Source organism: Streptomyces sp. HPF1205 (assembly GCF_020400825.1).
Taxonomy (GTDB): Bacteria; Actinomycetota; Actinomycetes; order Streptomycetales; family Streptomycetaceae; genus Actinacidiphila.
Window position 1 is genome coordinate 47,003 of record NZ_JAINVH010000036.1, and the last position, 20,518, is coordinate 67,520.

Here is a 20,518-nt window from a genome sequence, read left to right on the forward strand (position 1 = left end):
GACGGGCGCGTCGGCCTCCACCACCCCGGCGCCTGGGCTCACCGAGACGAACCTCATCGAGCACGCCAGCGGCATCGGCCTCGGTGAGAACTCTCACCCCTGAAACAGCACCGCCTCGGACCCTCGGCCCGCACGTCAGTGGAGCGAGTGTGGTCCCTGGCATCCAGATGGAGCGAGTGGGGAGTTGCACCTGTCCTCCATCAATGACACGTCAGTTCCATTTATATGCCTATTCGTAGGATTACCGACGACCATGGGGCGGTTTATGGCCGGCCTCAGCGGCGCGGACGGCACCCCGGCCGGTGCGGGCGTGCCACTCCGCTGCCGCCGCGACGCCGCTTCTTCGCCTTCGTCCTGGGGGCGTCCCGCGCCAACTCACCGAAGCGACATTGGAGCTTTTGCAGCCACTCCCACCGCTCCGGGCCGAGGACGAACTCCTGCTCCCGGTCGTCGTCCTGGTCCCCTTGGACGTCGTCGGCGACGGCCTGCCGCCCCGCGCGGGCCGGCCCGCCTGGGTCGGCGGGGCCGGGGCTCTGGAGGCTCGCATGAGGGCCTGGAGACAGCCTGTGCTCCGTCGCGGCCCGGGGTTGCAGCCTGGGCCAGGTCGACCGTGAAAAGGCCCGGTGGCCGCGAGCTTCGCACGGCCGCGGTTGTCGCCATGGCGCGCAGTTCCTCGAGCGCGGCACGGCCGTCGCAGTGGCAGGCAGCGGGCGGCGGGCCGGGTGCCGGTCGCGGTGTCGAGGGCGGTGCCGTCGGCGCGCCGCAAATGGCTCGAACCAGACCGCGTCAGTTCCCCACCCCTCCATATACTTCAAGCGTCAATTACCAGCCGTTGGCCTGACGCCCGGCCCCGTCCGTCCGAGGAATCCGTTCCGGCGCGCCACACCGGGACCGCCCCTGCAGGGCCGGTCCGGGCGAAGTACCCGCCACCGCACCCGCGGCACCCCCTTGCGCCGTGCGGCGGGCCCCGACGGGTCCCGCCCGCGCCGGTGCGGGGAGGTGCGGACCACGCCCGACGCGGCAGGCCGACGGGCCCCCCACAGAAAGGCAGCCGGCATGAAACTCAGCACCTTCGGCACCGGCATGGCAGGCGCGGCGGCCCTGGCCATGAGCGCGCTGGCCATGGCGCCATCGGCCTCCGCGGTCGCGCCCACCACCGCCACCGTCCAGGTGAACTGCGGGGACTGGGGCTCCGGCCAGGCCAGGCTCGACGCCCAGCAGAACGGTTCGGCGGCGGCCATCACCTTCTCCACACCCGTGGTGTGGGCGACCCACTCCTTCCCGGCCAACTCGATGCGGACGACGCTGACGCTGTCCGACGCGCACGGCGGCGAGGTCACGTTCACCGGACAGTCCAACCCGGCCTGGACGTTGCTCGGGCAGGCCTACAACTCCGGCCCGCTGACGGGCACCGTCACCCCGGGCGAGGCGCTGGAGGTCAAATCCCTCACGAGCACGTACGGGACATTCACCATGCACTGCACGGCCACCTCGCTGCAGAATCCGGGGCCGTTCGTCTTCTGACGGCGGTAACACGGGCGGTCCGCGCCGGCAGGAGGGTCACGCTGTGCCGGGGCCGATGCCGTTGGCACCGGCCCCGGCACAGCGAAGGCGACGCCGGCCCTCCCGATCGGCGAGGCCGACCAATCGGCCGGCGGCTGCCGCGGCTCAACCCCGCCCCGTGTCCCGTACCGACACCGCAGGGGTCCGGCAAGCTCTGCCGGATCACTTCGGTGTGCAGTTCCTCAAGCGCGGCCTGCCCGTCGCCGAACTCCTTCTCGGCTTCGCGGTGTTCGCGCAGCGCCTGGTTCCGACGGTCGATCGCGGCGCGCATCGCCGGGGTGAGCCGGTCGCCCTGCTCCGCCTTGGCGGCCTGGTGCGGCGAGCGCCTGGCGGTAGCCGTCGCAGGCGTCCTCGCGGGTGCGCACCGGCCCGGCCGGCTCCGGCGCAACATCCGGGGACACGTCGGCGGGCGCCGCCGCAGTGGGGCCGGCCCTCTCGGCCGCGCGCGGCAGGACGTGCAGGGCGCGGACGTTCGCGTCGAGGACGTGGACGCCTGGCGCCGCGACCAGAGCCTGCGCGCTCCAGCGCAGCTTGGTGCCGTAAGGCCGGCGCATCGGGGACGACGTCCAGGCGGCCGCTGTCGGCGTCGAACGCCACCGCCGTCACGTGGCCGGCGAGCTCCGGCACGGCCGCGGCGCGGATGTCGCCCCAACAGGCGAGGACGCTGCCGCCGGCGGCCCGGACGACCAGGCCCGCGCTCGGTCGTCATCATCCCGATCGCCTCGCCGAGTCCGGAGCGGTTCGCGGCCGTCGCGGCGAACCGCCTGCCGGGTGCGCCGCTTCTGCCCTTCTTCGCCGCGGCGTGGACCACATTGCCGCAGTTGGCGCACTCAGCCCCGGTGTCCAGACGGATCCCGTCGTCGCACCGCGGGTCGGAGCACGCCTGGCGCTGCGCCAGGCCCCGCCCGATCAGCCACCCGAACGGATCCCGCAGCAGGGCCTCGCCGCCGGTCTCCTCCAGTCGGCCGGTCAGCCGGTCGGCCAGCAGCTGCGGGCTGTGTCAGGCTGCATCAGCATGCCCGCCGGCCGCCCCAGCTCCGCCTGCGTCGCCTTCGTGACCCGGCGTTGCTGCCAGCGGTTCAGCTGCCGCCACAGCCGGGCGGCCGGTTCCAGCGCCACCCGCAGACGAAGATCATCCGGATGGGGAACCCGCCCCGGCTGCTGGGCCTTTCCGCCCGCAACGGTCAGCCGGCCACCGGACTCGCTGGTGGAAGCGCGTTGTCCGTCCTGCCCATCGACCGGGGAAACTTCCGGCTTTTCCCCGCGCGGCGGGCCAATCCTGGCCGTCGGCGACGCTGGTCCGGCAACGGCGCCATTGCTGTCGGCGGCCTGGTCCTCGCGCACGCACGCGCGCTCCGGCCGACGGCCTTGGCGGCCGAGGACCGCGTAGGAGACGGGGCGTGACAGAGTGGAGATCAGCTCATTCCGTGAGTTCGAAACGGTCGGCGATCTGCTCGATCAGCGCCACGTGTTCCTCCCATTTCGCGCTCCCCATGCCGAGGACGAATGCCGCGTTGCCGCGCACCGCGAAGTACTGCCGGCTCTGGTAGATGACGGCTCCATCGCGGGTTCGGTGGGTTACGAAGTCCAGCGCGGTCCCGGGCTGTCCGCCGAAGCGGACATCGGTGCGGGTGAAGCCGTCATAGCCGTGGGCTTGGAGTTTCTCCTGGGCAGTGTCCGCCACCTGCGCAGCCGTCATTGCCTTGGCAGGCACCTTGAAGACGATCAGGTTCTTGCCGGGCCCCCCGGTGGCCCGCAGGATCTCCGGACCGTTCGCGGGGACGGGAGGCAGCGCCTCCCAACCCGCCGGCACGTGCAGGACAGCCCCGTAGGGGACGATCGGGATCGCTTGCCAGGTGGCAGTGCTGAGATCGGACATGCGATGGCCTTCCAGGCTCGGGCGTTGCTCGGTCGCCACAAGGGATACCGGCAGTCAACCGCAGTGCGAACCTCGCATTGCGTGCCCGGCCCGGTATCCGTAACAGCGGCAACCCGATGGGCATCGATCCTGGGGAGATCAGCGCAGTGAGCAGTCATCAGGCAGAACCGGACGTCGCCGAGCCAGAACGCCTTGTGGCGGCGCACGGCCGCCTTGTCGAACGCGAGGTTGCTCGCTATCGCACCTGGCACATCGACCGGGCAGACCTGCGACAGGCCGGCATCCTCGGACTGCTGATTGCCGCGAGCCGCTTCGATCCCGACCGTGCAGTGCCTTTCGGGGCATACGCGCACACCTGGATCCGCAAGGAAATCCAGCGGGCCGTCGCCCGCCAGGAGTTCCCCGCCGTCGTGCCCACCGACCTCGTCGGCCGCACGGTCGCCGTGCGCCGAGCGCTCGATGAGAACGCCGACAGCCTGAGCCTGGCAGCTGCCGCCCTGGGCATCTCCCCCACGACAGTCGCCGCACTCCACCGACAACTGCATACCGCACCTGCTGACGACGCCGAGGAACTGCCCGCACCCGGCTATACCCTCACCGATCCCGAACACGCCGCTGTCGCAAGAGACTTCACCAGCACTGTCCGCATTGCCCTGACCCGCATCGACCCACGCGAGGCCGAGGCCCTGATCCTGCGGTACGGCCTGGACGACCGACCGGAAAAGTCGTTCCGCCAGATCGGCCGTCACCTGGGCGTCTCCGACCACACCGCCAGGAAACTCGTCGAAAGCGCCCAGGCCGAACTACGCCGCCTCGTCGACTGACGCGACCACGCCGTCCAACCAGGACCACTCTCGAACTTGACCCAGCCTTGGAATAGATCATCCAGGCTGCCGTGCGGGTGTCGGTGAGCGTCTGGAGCAGCGGCTCGGGCTCTGCGCCTCGGCGCTGTGCGACGCGGAACCACACCGGCCCCATCGGGCCGTGCTGCTGCAGGAGGTCCAGGGTCGTCATCACCAGCGCACCTTGCCGGTGAGGTCGAGGTAGAAGTCGCCGTCCTCGGGGGCGGTCGATCCGTAGCTGTAGTCGCCGTTTTCCTGTCCTGCCCAGAACTCGCGGGACAGGTCGCCGACCGTGCGGATCCGATTGGTGAGCGCGGTCGAGCCGGCCCGGTGAGCACGACCGCCAGCGACGGCAGGCCCGACAGGCCGGTGCGGGGGTAGAGCGTAGTGTGCTCGGCAGTCCCAGGGGGGCTGACGTCCATGGCGTGCGGGGCCCCGGCCCGCGCCGCGGGCGCGCCCGCCCATCTCCTCCATCCCACGCTGCAGATGCCCCGCGGCGGGCGTCGTAGTGGTCTACAGGGTGCTCCCCGGGGCGGGGGAAGTGCGACGGTAGCGGGTGAGGGTGACCGTCGCGGCCCAGTTGCCGTAGTCCAGGTCGATCACCTGGACGACGACGATGTCGCCGGTGGGGCGGTCGCGGAGGCAGAAACTGGTGCCCGGCGGGGCCTGCGGGAAGCGGACTCGGTTCGTGGCGTGACGGGCCAGGCCGGCGGCGCACTGGTCGGCCGTGGGCACGATACGGCCCGCCAGGTAGGCGTCGGTCATGGGCTGGAGTTCGAAGGCGCCATGGCTGTCGCCGCCGGCGTTCGTGCTCATGGTCCAGGCTCCTTCGCGGCCGACGACGGTGCCGGTGAGCAGGTCGAAGTACTCGTTGTAGTCCCGCAAGGACCGGGTGCGGCCGGTGTAGACGGCCGTGTAGTCGGAAGCGCGGGACTGCGGCGCCGGTGACGTGCGGGGCGTGGCGGTCGTGGCCGAGGGCGTCGGTGAGGGCGGAGTGCCCGAGACCGGGTTGTCCGGCGGGGCTGCCGAGGCGGTGCTCCGGCCGGTCGGCGGTGTGCCGGTCGGGGGCTGGCTCAATTCACCGCTGCCGCCGCGGTGGGACGAGACCAGGATCAGGGTCGCGATGAGGGCGGTGGCCAGGACGAGGGGCGCCGCGGCGATCTTGACCACTGGCCGGACCGTGGGCGAGGCGGACACCGGGTCCTCTTCGCCTCCCGGGGATGCGCCTGCTGCGCCGGCAGCCGCCGCAGCACCCGTCGCCGTCCCGGCTGCTGCACCCGCGGCCGCCGCTGCCGGTGTCGCTGCGCCCGGCACCGGGGGCCGGGGGGCCGGGTTGGTGCGTAACCGGGCGGCGAGCCGGTGCCAGCGGGCGCGCCACGCTTCGGGGTCGGGGGCTTTGCACGCACCGACGTACGCCTCGGTGAGCTCGAGGGAGGGCAGCGAGGTGCCCGACGTCGCCTTGGACAATGCGGACTTGGAGTAGCCGGACAGCTTCTCCAGCTCACGCAGTGTCAGGTCCGCGTCCTTCCGCAGCTGCAGCAGGTCGTCGCAGAAAGACGCCAGAGTCTCCTGCGGCCCTGCGCCGGTGCCGTCGCGTTCCTCGGCCATGTCCCCTCCCTGTTCCCCTGCTGGTCCCCCACCTGCGTGGACGCTGTCCATCCTCGGCGCCCTGTCCAGTGGACACGCGCAGTGGACAGCCACCCATGGATGGACATCGTGCCCCACCCGTACCACGGAAGCACCCCCCGCCGACCGGTCCCGACGGACCGCCTCGACCCCAGGAGCTCGCCGTGGCCGCTCACTTCGCCCCGATCCGCCTGAACCGCCCGCGCCACCCGGCCGTCGTCCGCCGCAACGGCCGTACCGGGTCCGTGCGGCACAAGGCTCCCGGGCCCACCACCGCACCGCGCCTTCCCCGGCCGGCGCGGCGGCGGTCAGGGAAAGCGCGGCACCCGCGGTCCATCCCGGCCTACCCGAGGCACCTCCTGACTTCCGTACGGCGCCGACTGCCCCGGCCCTCAGCCGCCGTGTCGGCGGTGGTGTGCTGCGTGCTGACCCTGACCGCACTTGTCCCCTCAGGCCACACCCACCGCCGGCCGGGCCACTCCCCGACACACACGGCCCCGCCCGCGCCACCCCGGCGCCCCCGGCCACCGTCCATGCCGTCGCGGCCGGCGCGCCACGGCACGCCGCACCGGCACCGGCCGGCGACCGTCACCGTACGGCTGCGCCCCGGGGACACCCTGTGGGCCCTGGCCCGAGCCGACCACACGACGGTCCGCACGCTGCAGCGCCTGAACCACCTCGGATCGTCGACCCTGATCCGGGCCGGAGCCGTGCTGCGCCTGCCCGCTTCGACCGCGCGCCGGTCGAGCGCTCCCTCCGTACGACCGGATCGGGTCGCGGCCACCAACCCGTCCAGCGGCGTCTACGGCCTGCCCCAGTCCCTGCCCGGCTCCAAGATGGCCGCCTTCGGCACCGACTGGCGCACCGACCCGGCAACCCGGCTGCGCTGGATGCGCACCTACGTCACCGCCCGATACGGCAGCGCCTGCAAGGCCTGGGCCTTCCGGCAAACCCACCGCTGGTACTGACCGGCCCACAGAAATGACCACTCTGCCCGACCCGGCAAGCCCTTTTCAGGAGGATCACATGAGTTTCATCCGCACCCGGTCCGCGTTCCCCTGGCGCGCCACCGCCGCGGCAGCCGCGGCCCTGGCCGGCATCACCGCCGGCGTGTACCTGTCCGACGCTGCTACGGTCCATCACGGTCGGACTCGCAGCGTCGGTCACGTCGCACCGGTCGCCGACGCCGCGCAGGCCGTCAACCCCGACTGGTCGGCCTTCGAAACCCTCATCAGCGGCACCGCCCGGACCTCCTCCGACGACGCCGCCAGCCCCGTCCTGTCCACCGGTCACCGCACCAGTGACGACGGCATCGTCGTCCTGCGCGTCTTCATCCCCGCGCACAGCGCGGCCGGCGGCCTCCTCAACGGGGACGACCGCGGATTCAGCGACAGCCCTTCGGCTTCCTACCGGGCCGAATTCGCCTGGGACGTCTCCACGGGACAGGCCAGGCTCGTGGTCTCCCACTCCTCTCTCTCCGTGGGAAACGTCCACATCGCCGCCCTGCCTCTCACCGTCGCGCCGCAGAACGCATGGAACCAGGCCTTGGCCGTTCGCGACCGGAGCAGGACCGACAACCGCATCGGCATCGACCCGAACACCCCCACCGGCCGGCTGCACGTGGCGCTCAGCCTGCTCAACCCGTTGACGAACCGCTGGGGAGACTTCGGCGCCTGGACAGTGGACCAGGAAGCCACCGTCACCCGGACCGCGCCCGGCACCTACCAGCTCGCCTTGCACCAGAGCAACGGCTACCCCGCCATCGAGGCCTACTACTACCCGCACTACGCCAACGGCCCCACCAGCCAGGTCATCGCCAAGCGCAGCGTCGAACCGGCCTTCCTCGGCGGCCACGTCGACAGCGGCGGTGGTGCGGCCGCGCTGGACGGCAACAGCCTGGTCGACTGCGCGGACAACGCCCGAGGCGACTTCCAGTGCCAGAACACCGCCCCCCGCACGAGCACCATCAACCCCGAAGGCAGCGGTGAGGTCACCATCTCCTCCCCCAACCCGGAGGCACCCTGGACCACCAGCGACCAGCAGGACAACGCCATGTAGCCCAGCACGGCCACCGCCCCGTTCCCGGCAGCTCGAATGCCAGGAACGGGGCGCTGTCGGTCAGGGCGCCCCAGGCGTTCTCCTCGGGCTCCCTCGACCGCTGGTCGGCCGAGTTGGCGCCTCGCCGTGGGGTACTTCCCGCGCCGAGTTCGGTTGTGGGTCCTCGGTGGACCGTCGTGCTTCCGGATGGTTCGGGCAGCAGGACGGCCGTCTTCAGGGCCCCTCGCCTCGGGCCGTGTTGTACGCGGCGAGTTGCTCGGTGAACGCGCGGGCGCCGCCTTGGGCCGGGTGGCGCAGGGGGGTCGCCTGGATGCCCGCGCGGGCGAGAGCGCCTTGTGCTTTGCGGCCCACGGCGAGGAAGTCGGTGATGCCGAACGCTCCGGCCAGAGTGAGGGCGATCGGCGCGCCGGCGGCGACTTCGGTGGCCCGTGGTGGCCGGTTGGTCGCCGGGCGTCCGGGTTCGTGCGGGTGGTGGGGGTAGACCGCCCACATCAGGGGGAGCGGTCCGCGCCAGGCGGCCAGTGCCCGCCAGACGATCGCGGAGGACTGCTCCCAGTGCGCCGCGGGGTGCTCCGGCAGTTCGAAGCCGTCGCCTTCCGGGGCGCCGGTGATCGGTCCGGGTCTGGCCGTCAGCTGCCGCATGCTGGTGAACGGCACGCCGGAGATGGTGTGTCCGCGGTAGCCGGGTGCCTCGCCCACCATCATCACCCGCGGCCCGCCGCTGGCCATCGAGGCGGAGACCAGCTCGTGGTAGCGCCGCAGATTGCGTTCGCGCAGCCGCCCGTCGGGCCCCGGCCCGTACAGGAACTCCGCGTCGTCCGGCGCCGGCAGTGCACGCAGCATCTCCCAGAATCCGCGGGTGTCGAGGGCCGTCACCTGTGTCACCGGCCTTCCTGGCGGAGATGGCCACCGTGCGGCGGCTCGGGTTGGACATCATTCCACCCGCCGCGGCAAAGGCGTGGGGGGGCGTGCCGCTCAGGCGGCCGCGCGGGATGCTCGCGTGAACTCGCGCAGCCGTTCGAGGACCTTGTCGGGCTGTTCTTCGGCGAGCCAGTGGCCTGATTCCTCGATCGGTTGGACGGTGACGTCTTCGGCGACCTCGGAGAGCATCTGCTCGGCCACCGGCAGGAAGAAGCTCGCGGTGCGACGGTCAGCAGGAGTACCGGAACGCGCCTCCCGGTGGTCGGGGGCGCGTTCCGGTGCTGCGGTGGTGCCGGCTCATGGGTTGCGGGGGTCAGGGGGTGGGCGGGGGCCAGTCCACCGGAAGGCCGGACTGGGCAAGGACGGCGTTGGGGCTGTAGAAGTCCTGGTCCGAGGCGATCCGGCGGCCGTCGAGGGTCAGGAGGGTGGCCAGTGGCACGGCGAACGGCTCGGGCGCGCCCTTGAGATGGCCGGCGTAGACGGCCTCGACGGTGATGTGGTCGCCGTCGCGGTGATGTGGTCGCCGTCGCGGTGGGTGGCGCGCACGGTGACGTGGACGCCGTCGATGAGGCTGTCGGTGCGGGCCTTCCATCCGGCGATCTCCTGGCGGCCGTGGAAGGTGACGCCTATGGCCTGGTCGGTGTAGGTGCCGTCGGTGGTGAACAGGGCGCCCAGGGCGCCGGGGTCGGTGCCGTTCCAGGCGGCGGACCAGCCGGCGACGGCCTCCGGCAGGTGCCGGTCGGCGGGCGGTGCGGCGAAGGCGGTGGTGCCGATTGCGGTGACGGCGGCCGCGGTGCAGATCAGGGTGGTCATCGCGCGGGTCGGGCGCGGCTTCATGGCGTCGGTCCTCCGGATGACGCACGTGACGATGTGGGTGCGGGGTGAGCGATACGGGTGTTCGGGTGCCTCGGGCCTGCCGCGGGGGTCGGCGGCGGTCGAGCGCGACCGGCCGGACCGGCAGTGGTGCCCCGGGGCGGTGCAGGTCAGGGGGTCAGGGGGTCAGGACGACTTTCCCGGTGACGGTGCCGGACTCCGCCAGGAGCAGGGCCTCGCAGGCCCTGGTGAGCGGCAGTTGGGCGGCGATGCGGGGGGTGATGTCGCCGCGGCGGACGGCGGCGAAGACTTCGGTGAGGTCGGTGCGCAGACGGGCGCGGAAGCGGTCCTTGTTCAGCGTCCGGCCGGCCCAGATGTTGTAGAAGTGGGCGCGGCGGCCGTTGGGCAGCGTGTTCCACAACCAGGTGCGGGCGAGGATTTTCAGCACGGGCCACTGCTTGGAGCCGGTGGCGTCGCGGGTGGAGGCGCTGCCGTAGGCGACGAGGGTGCCGCCGGGGGCGAGCAGATGCCAGGAGTCGATGACGCTGCGGCCGCCGACGTGGTCGAAGACGGCGTCGACTCCGCCGGGGGCCAGCTTCCGGACCCGGGCCGTCACGTCCGCGGCGCGGTAGTCGACCGGGGTGACGCCCAGTTCCCGCAAGCCGTCGTGGTGCCGGGCGGAGGCCGTGCCGATCACCTTCGCGCCCCTGGCGCGGGCGAGTTGGGCCAGGACGGTGCCGACGCCGCCGCCGGCGCCGTGGACCAGGACGGTCTGCCCGGCGCGCACCCGGGCTGTGCGGTGCAGCATCTGCCAGGCGGTGACGCCGTTGACGACGACGGTCTCGGCCTGCGCCGCGGTCAGGCCGTCGGGGACCTCGACCGTGTCCTTGGCGTCGACCAGTACGTGGCTGGCCCAGCCGCCGACCTTGACCAGTGCGGCCACCCGCCGTCCGGCCAGGTCCGGGTCGACGCCCGGTCCGGTCGACAGCACCCGGCCCACCAGGTCGTAGCCGGGCACGAAGGGGAACGGCGGCTGGTCGTAGTAGCGCCCGCGGCGCATCTGCTGTTCGGCGAAGGAGACGCCGGTCGCCTCCATGGCGATCAGCACGTGTCCCGGGCCGGGATCCGGCACGGCCGCGTGGCGGATCTGCAGGCCCTCCGGGGCCACGACGCCGGGCAGGACGATCTGGACGAGGCGTTCGCTGCTCACAGCCGCCCCTCCTTTCGATAGATTGCGTTGCGTTCGTTAGATGTTATAACCACTCGCTCCGTGAGAGTCAAACGCGTCAGTGATAACCTCTAACCAACAGTGTGACGAGAGGACGGGAGACAGGTCGTGAGCGAGCCGGATGCGAGCACTCCCAGGCAGCGGTACCGCGCCCAGGTACGGGAGGACATCAAGAAGCACGCCTGGGAGCAGATCGCCACGGCCGGAGCCTCGGCCCTGTCCCTCAACGCCATCGCCAAGCAGATCGGCATGAGCGGACCGGCCCTCTACCGGTACTTCGCCAACCGCGACGAACTGATCACCGAGCTCATCAAGGACGCCTACCGCAGCCTGGCCGACGCCTTCCGCGCCCGCGCAGAAGCCGGCACCGACCTCGGCGACCTGGCGCACACCCTGCGCAGGTGGGCCCTGGACGACCCCCAGCGGTACTTCCTCCTCTACGGCACCCCCGTGCCGGGCTACCGGGCCCCCGAGGACACCACCCGGATCGCCTCCCAGATCATGACCGTCCTCCTCGACGCCTGCGCCGCCGGGCAATCCCCCGCCACCCGGCCGTCACCACTGCAGACGCACCTGGACGAGCACCGGGACCGGGCCGCACCGCACCCGGCCACGCCGCCGGCGCTGCACCGCGCCCTCACCTTCTGGACCCGCCTCCACGGCGTCCTGTCCCTCGAACTCGCCGGCCACTTCACCGGCATGGACTTCGACCCCGCCCACCTCTACACCGCCGAAGCGGAGGCCCTCGCACACTGACACCCGGACCAGCGCGGACGCGCCGGCACGACGGGACACCGGCGGAGGACCCGCACCCCCGGCCGACGCCGGCCCCACCCACCGCCCGTGGTCCCTGCCGGACCCACCAGCCCCGCAAGACACCCAGGCCCCGGCCCCGGGCGCACCGAGGGGGCCGGCCACCGGGGACCACAGGCATCACGGCGGCCAACTGCCCGCGTCACCCGCACGGACAACCGGGACCCCCGGCACAGCGGATCCCCACCGCAACCGCCCCAGCAGAGACGCCGGGGCCGCCGGCCCTCCCGCCGCCCGGTCGAGGGTGGCGTGGTCCTCACGCCGGCGGGTGAGATCGACCTGTCCGGCATCGGTGTCCTCGCCGACGCGCTGCCCCTGGCCGCCGATGCCGCACCGGTGGGGGTCGTCGCCGACCTGACTCCACGCGCGTCAGCCATTCCTGCTGGCGCGCGAGGACGTACTCGCTGTCGTCGCCATGGAGGGCGTCGAGGACGGGCACGGTCGCGCCCGGGCGGGCGATGAGCTCCGGCACCCGGACCGACCGGGGAAGGCAGGGGCGGGTGCCCTCCGAGGCGAGGCGGCGCATATCGGCGTCCGGTGACGCCGTCCATCCGGCGACGATCCCGAGCGCCCGGTCCAGGTCCCCCGCGGCAGGACACGCAGGACGAACTCGGCGGTCAGGGCTCGACGTGCTGGAGGACGGTCGTGAACTGCCAGTCGACGGTGGCGTGGTCGATCGCGTCGTGCACGGGCGAGCCGCCCATCTCGCCCGTGATCCCGGCGGCGCCCGAGCGGGCATGCTCGATGCTGTCGTAGGCGACGATGTCGAGGATCGTGCCGTCCTCGCGCACGACGATCCGGCGCCACTGGAAACCGGGCCGGCCCCTGAGGTACTCGTTGATGTCCGCGTTCGCCGCGACGAAGTCCTCCGGCGTGAGGCCGGGCGCGGGGCGCAGGGTGGTCACTTCGAGTATCTCGGGCATAACAGGCCGTCCTTTCCGACGGGATGGAGGTTGCTTGCGGCTCGGCGGATGCCGTCCGCTCGCGGGTTGTCCGGCGCGCGTGCCGGCCGGTGGGCGGGAAGCTCAGACCCGCCGGGGTGCACCGCGCCCGGGAACGGGCCGCGGTCCAGGCGGGGCGACCGGAGGCTCAGGCCGACCCCGCCATCCGTGGCCGGCCCACAACGCCCAGAACTGCGGCAAGCCCCCACCGAGAACGGCAACCAGGCCGGTGACCTCCGCGTCGTCCCGGAAACGTCCCGCGCCCAGGCCCAGCGCGTCTCATGGGCGGCGCGGGCGGCGCGTGGCCGCCGGGGCCCGTCCTGGCGAAACTCCGCACGACCGCGTCGTCGGTGAACAGCGCCCCCTGGGTCTTGCCGTCGCGCTGGTCCGCGGGCCGTACGCAGCGCGCCAGAGGGACCCTGCGCTCGTCGCTCATGGCGGTCCTCTCCCACCGTACCGGGAGACCCGTCCGGGCTCCGGCCGGCGTCTCCCACCGGTTCGCCCAGCCTCCACCCGCGCCCCATGGCGAAGAAGGGTGCGTGAGCCTGGGTGTGCGGCACCCAGGCTCACGATCCCTTTCCCGACTCCCGACGCTGCGGTGAAGTCGAAGGAGCGGCAAGCGCCGCTTTGGCACATCCGAAGGAGTGCACAGGGACATATCGGCAGAGCGGATGATCGACGTCGACCTGCGCGGTGTGCTCCACGGGATCGCCGCCGTGCTGCCCCGGAGGCGGCGGCAGGCAGGCGGCCACACTCGTCAACGGTGTCGGGGCACCGGGTGGATCCGACGGCCGCCGTCTGCAGTGCCACCAAGTTCGCCGCGGCCGCCGTGTCGGACGGACTGCGACAGGAGAGCCGGGACATCCGGGTCACCGTCGTCAGCCCCGGATTCGCCCGGAGCGGGTTCACGCACCGCGGTGGCTCGCCGCGAGCCCAGAGCGCGGCCCGTACGGCGGCTGAGCAACTGGCGATCCCGGCCTCGGCCATCGCCGAGGCGATCGCCTTCGCCATCGGCCGGCCGGCGAACGTCGACGTCGACGAACTCGTCGTGCGCCCCACCGCACAGGACCGACGGCCGAGGCGCCGCAGCCGCCGCGTGGCCGGTGGCGAGATGGTGGGCCGTGCCGTCGGTGGTCACTGCACGGGTGGCGGGCCGCGGCCACGGCGGCGCCGCAGGGATCGGCCCGGGCGGCAGAACCGCTCATCATGTTGGCCGTTCGCACATGATTCGACCACGAAACGACTTCCTGACGGCGTGTACCGCCTGCCCGACGGCAGGCTCGTCCCGTAACCCCGCAGTGCATGACCGTGACCGGAGGGACCCCGCCATGTCAGCCGCCGACCGTCAGCTCCTGGAACCGATGACCGAGGCCGTTCACGCCGTCGGCGTGCTGGTGCGCACGCTCGACCTGCCTCCCGAGCCGGCCCGGGACCGGGAGGAGTTCCTGCGCCGCTTCAGGGCCGTCGACGTGCCCGCGCTGGCCCTGATGCGTGAGCGTCTCGGCCCGCTGCGGCCCGGTGCCGTGTGGGCGGACGAGTTGGACACCCGGCTGCCCGAGCGAGGAGAGGTGTGGGTCGCCGACGCCGTGGACGGTGCGGTGCAGTTCCTGCAGGGGCTACCGCACTGGTGCGTGTCGCTCACCCTGGTGCGGGAGGGCCGGGCGGTGGCCGCGGTGCTGCACAGCCCGTTGCTCGGCGAGACCTGCAACGCGGTTTCGGGCGGCGGTGCCCGGCGTGACGGGCGGCCGATGCGCCCCTCCGGCAAGCGCACGCTCGACGCCGCCCTGCTGGGCACCAGCCAGCCGCCGGGGATCGCCCGCGAGCCCGAGGCCGTACGGGGCGCCGGCCGGTCGCTGAGCGCACTGCTCCCGAAAGTGGGTGCGGTCCGCAATCTCGGTGCCACCTCCTGGCAGATCACCGACACCGCGGCCGGCCGGATGGACGGCTTCTGGCAGTACGGCACCGACGACGCCAACCTGGTCGGCCCGGCCCTGATCGCCGCGGAGGCCGGCCTGGTCGTGACCGACCTCGCCGGGCGGCCGTGGCGGGCCGGCGCCGACGGCTTCCTCGCCGCGCCGCGGCCGCTGCACCCCCTGATCCTCGACGCGATCCTCGGCTGACCCCGCCACACTTCAGGGTGTGAAGCACTACGGAACCAACCACGGCGGCGCCCCCGGCGCGGCTGACGCCGACGTCCTGTCGGGCGCCGACCAGCGTCTGATCGCCGCCCTGCAGTGCGACGGCCGCGCGGCCGCGGAACGGCTGGCGGACGTGCTCGGCATGAGCACACGCGAGGTGCACCGGCGGCTCGGGTCCCTGGCCCGCCACGGCGCCGTCCGCATCCGCGGCCGCCTGACGCAGCCCCCCGACCTGGGAGCGGTACAGCTCCGCATCCGCGTGCTGCGCGGCAGGCTGGAACAGATCGTCGCGGCGCTCGCCGCCCGGGACGACATTCCGTTCCTGGACGTGTCCGCCACGGGGGACGAGATCCACGCCATCCAGTTCACCCGCGGGTCCGCCGCCCGGCGCAACCGCCTGCTCTTCGAGCAACTGCCCGCCACCAGCGCCGTCACCTCGGTGGAGGCCCAGACGGTGCTGCACGCCTTCCGCCAGGCCCACGAGTGGCGGCTGGACGTGCTCGACCCGGCCGAGCGGCAGGCCCTCACCCCGCCCCACGTCGCCCCCGCGTGGCGGGAGCCGGACGAGGTCGACCGGGCCGTCGCGGCCGCCCTGGCCGAGGACGGCCGGTCGTCCGCGTCGGCTGTCGCCGAGCGCACCGGTCACCCGGCCTCGACGGTCCGCCGACGGCTGGCCGCGCTGTTCGCCGAGGGCCTGCTGCGCACCGAGGTCGTGGTCGACCCCAGGCGCCTGGGCCTGCAGGTCGACGCCAACGTGTGGCTGCAGGTCCCGCCCGACCGACTGGACACGACCGGCCGCACCCTCGCCGCGCACCCGGCCGTGCACGGCGCGCTGGCCGGCACCGGACGCAGCAACCTCTCCGTGGCCCTGTGGCTGCCGGACACCGCCGCCCTGTACCGCTTCCTCAGCGAGGACCTCACCGGCCTCGGCGTCACCGCCGCCGAGACCTTCCTGGTCGGCCGGGCCGTGAAGCGCCCCGGGTGAACGCGGATGACGCGGACGGCGTGGACGGCGCGGACGGCGCCGACGACCTGCCGCCGCCGGTGGTCACGCCCCGCGGGTCATACCGTCCGCCAGAGCGCCGACGAGGCGGATCAGGGTGGGTTCGAAGGCGATGCCGAGATGGGCCAGCTCGGGCTCCTCCGCGTAGAGGCGGGTGAGGGTTTCGGCGGGGTGTGCGGCTTGCCACAAGGGTGCGGCCATGGCGATGACCGCGATGACCAGGTCGCCCGCCTGTGCCTCGTCAAGTGCGCCGGCCGAGCTGATGGCGGTGACGAGGGTCTCCACGCCGGCGAGGGCAACGGTCTTGAAGGCGTGGACGCGCTCGTAGGTGACCTCGCGTTCGAGGTTGAGGGGCACGTGCGTCAGCAGGTCGCAGAAGAGCGGCCGCTCGGCGAGCGAAGCGGTGAGGGTGCGGGCCAGCTCGTCCGAGGTGACCCGGCGTCCTGCCAGCCGCGCGGCGACGTCCTCCGACCAGTCGCGGTATCCCTCTTCGGCGAGGCTGAGCAGGATCTCTTCGCGTGAGGAGTAGTAGCGGCGGACCGCCGAGGCGTGCAGGCCCGCATGTCCGGCGATGGCCGTCAGGGTGACCGCCCGGACGCCCTCGCGGGTGCCCAGGACGCGGGCCGCCTTCAGGAGGTCGGCGGCCCGCTGTTCCTTGTGGTGGCGGGAGTAGGCGCGCTGGAAGGAGTTCGGGTGCGTCATAGGTCCCGATCCTAGCAACGCAATACGATTGCGTTAGACAACGCAAGGTGGTTGCGTTACTGTCGGTGGGGTGGCCGGCAAACAGACCTGTCCTCTTCTCCGCAGGCTCCGCAGGCTCCGCGGGATGCGCGGGCCAGGCCGGAAGAGCGTCCCTGCGGTTCGACAGCCCCGCCCCCGGCGCCGCCCGAAGATGTTCGGCCCGGTCCCGGTGCCCGGCGTAGGACAGCGGCCCCTCCCACAGACCCCGAAGCAGGAGAGTTCCCATGCGTGCGATGACCATCAGTGAGTTCGGCGGGCCCCAAGTCCTGGTCCCGGTCGACCTGCCCGACCCGAAGCCGGGTGCCGGGGAGATCACCATCGACACGACCCACGCCGCAGTCGGCCTGGTTGACGTCATGTTCCGCCGCGGCGACCTGGCCGACCGGCCCGGCTTTCCCCAGCCGCCCTTCGTGCCCGGTCTGGAAGTCGCCGGAACGGTGCGCGAACTGGGCGAAGGCGTCACCGGATTCCAGGTCGGCGAGCCGGTCGTGACCCTGTCCCGGATGAGCCTGGGCGGGTACGCCACCGTGACGTCGGCCCAGGCCGCGATGACCGTTTCCCTCAAGGAAGTCGACGTGGACCCGGCGCAGGCCGTCGCGGTGCTGCCCAACGCGGTCACCGCCTACCTGGCACTCACCCGCGTCGCACACCTACGGCAGGGAGAGAGCGTGCTGGTGCACGGAGCCGCCGGGGGGCTGGCCGCCACTTTTCCCGCCGTCGCCCGCTCCCTGGGCGCCTCCCGCATCACCGGCACCGTGAGCTCACGGGCCAGGATCGCCGACACCGCCCACCTCGGCTACGACGAGATCCTCACCAGCGACCACTTCGTGAAGGCCTTGGACGGCCGCCCGGTCGATGTCGTGGTCGACCCGGTCGGCGGCGAGGTCCGTACCGCCAGCCTGGACGTCCTGGCTCCGCTTGGCCGCATCCTCCTCCTGGGCCACGCCGCCCGCACCCCGGACACTCCGATCACTGGCGACGAACTCTGGGGCAGGAACGCGGGCATGCTCGGGTTCGCCGTCGGCCCCTACCTCCAGACCGACGCGTCCGCCGCAGCATCCGCCACCGCACACGTCATCCCTCTCCTCGCCGACGGCAGGCTGACCCAGCGCATCGACGAGGTCCGCCTCTCCGAAGCGGCGGAAGCACACCGCCGGCTCGAGGCCCGCGAAGTCACCGGCCGCATCGTCCTCACCATCTGATACCGAACGGGGGGGGACGCCTCGGCGCAGTCGGCGGAACACGTTCCAGCGCCCGCCGGAATATGTCGTGACCACTGCCCATCCCGGGCCGCCGCCATCCCCCTCTCCTTCGCCCTCGCGCTCGCCGCGTGCGCGGTGCCGGGCGGCGCGAAATCGCTGACGGCGATCGCTGAATGGGCGGCCGACGCACCGGCCTGCGTGCTCACCGCGCTCGGCGGTCCGAACCGCGAACCCGCCGGCCCCAGCGCCCCGGCCGAGGCCACCGTGCGCCGGGTCCTGCGGGCAACCGACGGCGACGCCCTCGATGCGGCGGTCGGCGCCTGGCTCGCGGGCTGACCGGGTGGGGGCTGATCCGCCGCCGGGTCGGCGTCACGGTCGGCTACGCGGGGCCGCCGGCCGCTCTGACCATGGCCGGGCCGTGCCCGTACCAGCGGTGGATCGCCCGGCGCAGTGACCGGGAGTCGGTGAACCCGACTCTGCTCGCGATGGCCTCGACACTGAGCTGTGTCTCCCGCAACAGGCATGCCACCCGCCGCCGGCGCAGTTCCTCCAGCTCCTCTCGCCAGCTCGTACCCTCCTCGCGCAAGCGGCGCTGGAGGGTACGAGGGCTGATCGCGAGGTGGTGGGCGATCCGGTCGAGGCTGGGTGGGCCTTCCGCGACCGAGGACTCCAGGACGGCGTGGAAGCGGTCCAGCCACCCGCGTACCGGTCGGGCGGCAGCGGTGGCCAGGCGCGCGTGGTCCGCGAGGATCGAGGCAAGGGCGGGGTCCGAGCGGGGCAGGGACTGGTCGACGTCGGCTTCGGCGAAGGTGATCGACGGGTGGTCGACTCCCACGTCGATCCGCCTGGTGTGGTACAGCTCGCCCGCCCTGTCGGCCGTGAGGGACCTGCTGTCGGGCAGTCCTACGCGTACCGGCACCAGCCTGCGGCCGGCCGCGGAGCCGGCCACCGTGAGCAGCATGTGCGGCACGAACTGCGCGATCCGCGGGTACTGCGCGTGGTCACGGTAGGGCCCCTGCCAGCTGACCGTCAGCCCCTCCTGGCTGCGGACCACCTGCAGCCTGTCGGCGGGGTCGGCGATGGCGTTGAAGTGTGTACCGGCCGTCCTGAACGCCTCGTCCAGCGTGCGCGAGACAGGCAGCAGGTACTCCCACACGCCCAGCGCGCCCGGCTGCCACAGCTTCATGACCTGGGCGATGCTGCCCGCTGCCGTGAGCCGGCCGGAGAGCAGTTCCCACACCTTGAGGATGGTGCCGGTGGGGATGCGGATGCCGTCCTCGTGCAGCACGTGCAGTCCTGGAATCCCGGCGAGGCGCGCGCGTTCGACACCGGCCGTCGCGCCCGCTCGTACCAGCAACCGGGTCAGGTGCGGTGAGACGGTGTCGTGCGCGGCCCCGATCACCGGACCCCGCCTGCCTGCCGAGCTGCCGTCCACGTGAGCGGCCTTCCTTCCCCGGACCACCGAACGTCTTCCCCGGCCATTGGAGTACGCGGCACCACGATCCCGCAACGCGCTTGTCGCCTTCGGCCCACCCGGTGGCGTCTTCTGCCCTCCTGATGAGCCCCGTGTGCCCTCTACCGTCATCGACCGGCAAGCCGGAACCGGCTTGCGCGAAGCCGGAAAGGAACCCCCATGGAGAACACGCTGTTCGATTACAGTCCGATCCCCGGACGCGCTGCGATCCGCTGGCCGGGCGGCGCCCGCGTCGCCTTCTACGTGGGCCTGAACGTGGAGCACTTCACCGTGGACCGCGCCTCGACCAGCATCAACGAGGCGACCGCCGCGCTGGTGCCCGATCCGCTGAACTACGGTTGGCGCGACTACGGGCCCCGGGTGGCGATCTGGCGCCTGATGGATGTGCTGGACCGGCACGGGATCCGGGCGAGCGTGCTGCTCAACGCCGACGTGTGCGAGCGCTATCCGCAGATCGTCGAGGCCGGCAACGCCCGGAACTGGGCCTGGCTGGCGCACGGCAAGAACAACTCCACCCTTCAAGCGGACGTCGCCGACGAACGCGCCTACTTGACCGAGGTGGTAGCCACCATTGAGAAGTCAACGGGCCGCAGGCCGCGCGGCTGGCTCGGCCCGGCGCTGACCGAGACGTTCGACACCCCTTCCCTGCTCGCCGAACTCGGCCTCACCTATGTACTCGACTGGACCAACGACGACCAGCCGTACCGCCTCAACGTCCCCGGCATGCTGAGCCTGCCGTACTCCCTGGAACTCAACGACCTGGGCATCTTCACCATGCACGGCGCGAGCGGCGCCGAGTTCCTGCAGATGGTCACCGACCAGTTCGACCAGCTCTACGCCGAGTCCGCCGACAGCGGCCGCGTCATGGCGCTGGCACTGCATCCGTTCGTCATCGGACAGGCCTTCCGGGCGAAGTACCTGGACCAGGCGCTCGCATACATCGCCGGCCACGACGGAGTGTGGCTGACCACGAGCGACGAGATCGCCGAGCACTACCTGGCCGGTACCGGCGGCTGAGGCCCCGCCACGCGCCGGGCGGTGTGTGGCGGGGAACCCAGACGAGGGCAAGCGGGGGCGCCGCGGGCACGGCAGGCAGTCCGACGACGCCTTCGCAGCCGGCCTGGCGCACGCCACCCGGTACGCCCGCGACCACGGGAACCTCGCCGGTCGTCGTCGTGTCGGCGGAAGATCCCGGAGAGCTCGCCGTTCTCGATCAGGCCACCACGGTCGGCCCGACCATCTCAACCGGGATCCTCGGCCACACTCCTGCTCGCGA

The 20,518-nt window shown here is 72.5% G+C and carries 22 protein-coding genes; 11 read left to right on the top strand and 11 right to left on the bottom strand.

Translation table 11 applies throughout. From position 1 onward, the window contains the following. Positions 1–1,056: 1,056 nt before the first annotated feature. The gene (locus K7G61_RS29940) at positions 1,057–1,524 is read left to right on the top strand and encodes a hypothetical protein (protein WP_225850179.1); all 468 of its coding nucleotides are present in this window, start codon (positions 1,057–1,059) and stop codon (positions 1,522–1,524) included. A 1,008-nt stretch (positions 1,525–2,532) separates the two neighbouring features. On the opposite strand, the gene K7G61_RS29945 is transcribed toward K7G61_RS29940, so the two are convergent. Together K7G61_RS29945 and K7G61_RS29950 are read right to left on the bottom strand one after the other, a co-directional pair. After that, positions 2,533–2,907: a hypothetical protein gene (locus K7G61_RS29945; RefSeq protein ID WP_225850180.1), complete on the bottom strand. Its 375-nt coding sequence runs from the start codon at positions 2,905–2,907 to the stop codon at positions 2,533–2,535. Positions 2,908–2,983: 76 nt separating this feature from the next. Next, positions 2,984–3,442 carry a hypothetical protein gene (locus K7G61_RS29950; RefSeq protein ID WP_225850181.1) on the bottom strand — a complete coding sequence of 153 codons (459 nt, stop codon included), beginning with the start codon at positions 3,440–3,442 and terminating at the stop codon, positions 2,984–2,986. A 116-nt stretch (positions 3,443–3,558) separates the two neighbouring features. Between K7G61_RS29950 and K7G61_RS29955 the strand changes: the two genes are divergently transcribed. Further along, positions 3,559–4,266: a sigma-70 family RNA polymerase sigma factor gene (locus tag K7G61_RS29955; RefSeq protein WP_225850182.1), complete on the top strand. Its 708-nt coding sequence runs from the start codon at positions 3,559–3,561 to the stop codon at positions 4,264–4,266. A 531-nt stretch (positions 4,267–4,797) separates the two neighbouring features. Here the strand turns inward: K7G61_RS29955 and K7G61_RS29960 are convergent. After that, positions 4,798–5,892: a helix-turn-helix transcriptional regulator gene (locus K7G61_RS29960; RefSeq protein WP_225850183.1), complete on the bottom strand. Its 1,095-nt coding sequence runs from the start codon at positions 5,890–5,892 to the stop codon at positions 4,798–4,800. A gap of 551 nt (positions 5,893–6,443) precedes the next feature. Here K7G61_RS29960 and K7G61_RS37090 point away from each other — a divergent pair. After that, entirely contained in the window at positions 6,444–6,878 is a 435-nt protein-coding gene (locus K7G61_RS37090) for a LysM domain-containing protein (RefSeq protein WP_308190739.1), read from the top strand. 58 nt (positions 6,879–6,936) lie between these two features. Continuing rightward, entirely contained in the window at positions 6,937–7,968 is a 1,032-nt protein-coding gene (locus tag K7G61_RS29975; RefSeq protein WP_225850184.1) for a hypothetical protein, read from the top strand. A gap of 213 nt (positions 7,969–8,181) precedes the next feature. On the opposite strand, the gene K7G61_RS29980 is transcribed toward K7G61_RS29975, so the two are convergent. The 5 genes from K7G61_RS29980 to K7G61_RS29995 form a co-directional block, all read right to left on the bottom strand. Continuing rightward, positions 8,182–8,853 (bottom strand): uracil-DNA glycosylase, encoded by a 672-nt coding sequence (locus K7G61_RS29980; protein WP_225850185.1) that lies wholly within the window; start codon positions 8,851–8,853, stop codon positions 8,182–8,184. Between the two features lie 90 nt (positions 8,854–8,943). Beyond that, a complete protein-coding gene (locus tag K7G61_RS29985; protein WP_225850186.1) occupies positions 8,944–9,090 on the bottom strand; it encodes an alpha/beta fold hydrolase in 147 nt (48 codons plus the stop codon). A gap of 112 nt (positions 9,091–9,202) precedes the next feature. Continuing rightward, positions 9,203–9,328: a hypothetical protein gene (locus tag K7G61_RS36670; protein WP_263985028.1), complete on the bottom strand. Its 126-nt coding sequence runs from the start codon at positions 9,326–9,328 to the stop codon at positions 9,203–9,205. After that, on the bottom strand, positions 9,307–9,726 hold the full coding sequence (locus K7G61_RS29990; RefSeq protein WP_225850187.1) for a nuclear transport factor 2 family protein: 420 nt from the start codon (positions 9,724–9,726) through the stop codon (positions 9,307–9,309). Before K7G61_RS29990 ends, K7G61_RS36670 begins: the two co-directional genes overlap by 22 nt. 154 nt (positions 9,727–9,880) lie before the next feature. Continuing rightward, positions 9,881–10,912 carry a medium chain dehydrogenase/reductase family protein gene (locus K7G61_RS29995; protein ID WP_225850188.1) on the bottom strand — a complete coding sequence of 344 codons (1,032 nt, stop codon included), beginning with the start codon at positions 10,910–10,912 and terminating at the stop codon, positions 9,881–9,883. 126 nt (positions 10,913–11,038) lie between these two features. Here K7G61_RS29995 and K7G61_RS30000 point away from each other — a divergent pair, with 126 nt between their 5' ends. Next, positions 11,039–11,686, top strand: a complete 648-nt coding sequence (locus tag K7G61_RS30000; protein ID WP_225850189.1) for a TetR/AcrR family transcriptional regulator — start codon at positions 11,039–11,041, stop codon at positions 11,684–11,686. Between the two features lie 674 nt (positions 11,687–12,360). Here K7G61_RS30000 and K7G61_RS30005 read toward each other — a convergent pair. Further along, positions 12,361–12,666 (bottom strand): hypothetical protein, encoded by a 306-nt coding sequence (locus K7G61_RS30005; protein WP_225850190.1) that lies wholly within the window; start codon positions 12,664–12,666, stop codon positions 12,361–12,363. 781 nt (positions 12,667–13,447) lie between these two features. On the opposite strand from K7G61_RS30005, the gene K7G61_RS30010 reads away from it, so the two are divergent. Genes K7G61_RS30010 through K7G61_RS30020 form a run of 3 tightly spaced genes read left to right on the top strand, consistent with a single transcriptional unit; the run spans position 13,448 to position 15,807 of the window. Next, a complete protein-coding gene (locus K7G61_RS30010; protein WP_225850191.1) occupies positions 13,448–13,975 on the top strand; it encodes a hypothetical protein in 528 nt (175 codons plus the stop codon). Between the two features lie 37 nt (positions 13,976–14,012). After that, positions 14,013–14,804: an inositol monophosphatase family protein gene (locus tag K7G61_RS30015; protein ID WP_225850192.1), complete on the top strand. Its 792-nt coding sequence runs from the start codon at positions 14,013–14,015 to the stop codon at positions 14,802–14,804. A gap of 19 nt (positions 14,805–14,823) precedes the next feature. After that, positions 14,824–15,807 carry an Lrp/AsnC family transcriptional regulator gene (locus tag K7G61_RS30020; RefSeq protein ID WP_225850193.1) on the top strand — a complete coding sequence of 328 codons (984 nt, stop codon included), beginning with the start codon at positions 14,824–14,826 and terminating at the stop codon, positions 15,805–15,807. Positions 15,808–15,870: 63 nt separating this feature from the next. Here the strand turns inward: K7G61_RS30020 and K7G61_RS30025 are convergent, their stop codons facing one another. Next, positions 15,871–16,527 carry a TetR/AcrR family transcriptional regulator gene (locus K7G61_RS30025; protein ID WP_225850194.1) on the bottom strand — a complete coding sequence of 219 codons (657 nt, stop codon included), beginning with the start codon at positions 16,525–16,527 and terminating at the stop codon, positions 15,871–15,873. A gap of 272 nt (positions 16,528–16,799) precedes the next feature. Here K7G61_RS30025 and K7G61_RS30030 point away from each other — a divergent pair, with 272 nt between their 5' ends. Together K7G61_RS30030 and K7G61_RS30035 are read left to right on the top strand one after the other, a co-directional pair. Beyond that, positions 16,800–17,768 (top strand): zinc-binding dehydrogenase, encoded by a 969-nt coding sequence (locus tag K7G61_RS30030; protein WP_225850195.1) that lies wholly within the window; start codon positions 16,800–16,802, stop codon positions 17,766–17,768. Positions 17,769–17,903: 135 nt separating this feature from the next. Beyond that, positions 17,904–18,104 carry a transposase family protein gene (locus K7G61_RS30035; RefSeq protein WP_374204291.1) on the top strand — a complete coding sequence of 67 codons (201 nt, stop codon included), beginning with the start codon at positions 17,904–17,906 and terminating at the stop codon, positions 18,102–18,104. 43 nt (positions 18,105–18,147) lie between these two features. Here K7G61_RS30035 and K7G61_RS30040 read toward each other — a convergent pair whose 3' ends face one another. After that, positions 18,148–19,203: a helix-turn-helix domain-containing protein gene (locus tag K7G61_RS30040; RefSeq protein ID WP_225850196.1), complete on the bottom strand. Its 1,056-nt coding sequence runs from the start codon at positions 19,201–19,203 to the stop codon at positions 18,148–18,150. A gap of 198 nt (positions 19,204–19,401) precedes the next feature. Between K7G61_RS30040 and K7G61_RS30045 the strand changes: the two genes are divergently transcribed. Continuing rightward, entirely contained in the window at positions 19,402–20,259 is an 858-nt protein-coding gene (locus tag K7G61_RS30045) for a polysaccharide deacetylase family protein (protein WP_225850197.1), read from the top strand. Positions 20,260–20,518 lie beyond the last annotated feature (259 nt).

What these genes read in the sequence shown, in the direction of transcription:
- K7G61_RS29940 (WP_225850179.1), top strand. Translation starts at nt 1,057, where the DNA reads ATGAAACTCAGCACCTTCGGCACCGGCATGGCAGGCGCGGCGGCCCTG.
- K7G61_RS29950 (WP_225850181.1), bottom strand. Translation starts at nt 3,442, where the DNA reads ATGTCCGATCTCAGCACTGCCACCTGGCAAGCGATCCCGATCGTCCCC.
- K7G61_RS29955 (WP_225850182.1), top strand. Translation starts at nt 3,559, where the DNA reads ATGGGCATCGATCCTGGGGAGATCAGCGCAGTGAGCAGTCATCAGGCA.
- K7G61_RS29960 (WP_225850183.1), bottom strand. Translation starts at nt 5,892, where the DNA reads ATGGCCGAGGAACGCGACGGCACCGGCGCAGGGCCGCAGGAGACTCTG.
- K7G61_RS37090 (WP_308190739.1), top strand. Translation starts at nt 6,444, where the DNA reads ATGCCGTCGCGGCCGGCGCGCCACGGCACGCCGCACCGGCACCGGCCG.
- K7G61_RS29975 (WP_225850184.1), top strand. Translation starts at nt 6,937, where the DNA reads ATGAGTTTCATCCGCACCCGGTCCGCGTTCCCCTGGCGCGCCACCGCC.
- K7G61_RS29990 (WP_225850187.1), bottom strand. Translation starts at nt 9,726, where the DNA reads ATGAAGCCGCGCCCGACCCGCGCGATGACCACCCTGATCTGCACCGCG.
- K7G61_RS30005 (WP_225850190.1), bottom strand. Translation starts at nt 12,666, where the DNA reads ATGCCCGAGATACTCGAAGTGACCACCCTGCGCCCCGCGCCCGGCCTC.
- K7G61_RS30015 (WP_225850192.1), top strand. Translation starts at nt 14,013, where the DNA reads ATGTCAGCCGCCGACCGTCAGCTCCTGGAACCGATGACCGAGGCCGTT.
- K7G61_RS30025 (WP_225850194.1), bottom strand. Translation starts at nt 16,527, where the DNA reads ATGACGCACCCGAACTCCTTCCAGCGCGCCTACTCCCGCCACCACAAG.
- K7G61_RS30030 (WP_225850195.1), top strand. Translation starts at nt 16,800, where the DNA reads ATGACCATCAGTGAGTTCGGCGGGCCCCAAGTCCTGGTCCCGGTCGAC.
- K7G61_RS30045 (WP_225850197.1), top strand. Translation starts at nt 19,402, where the DNA reads ATGGAGAACACGCTGTTCGATTACAGTCCGATCCCCGGACGCGCTGCG.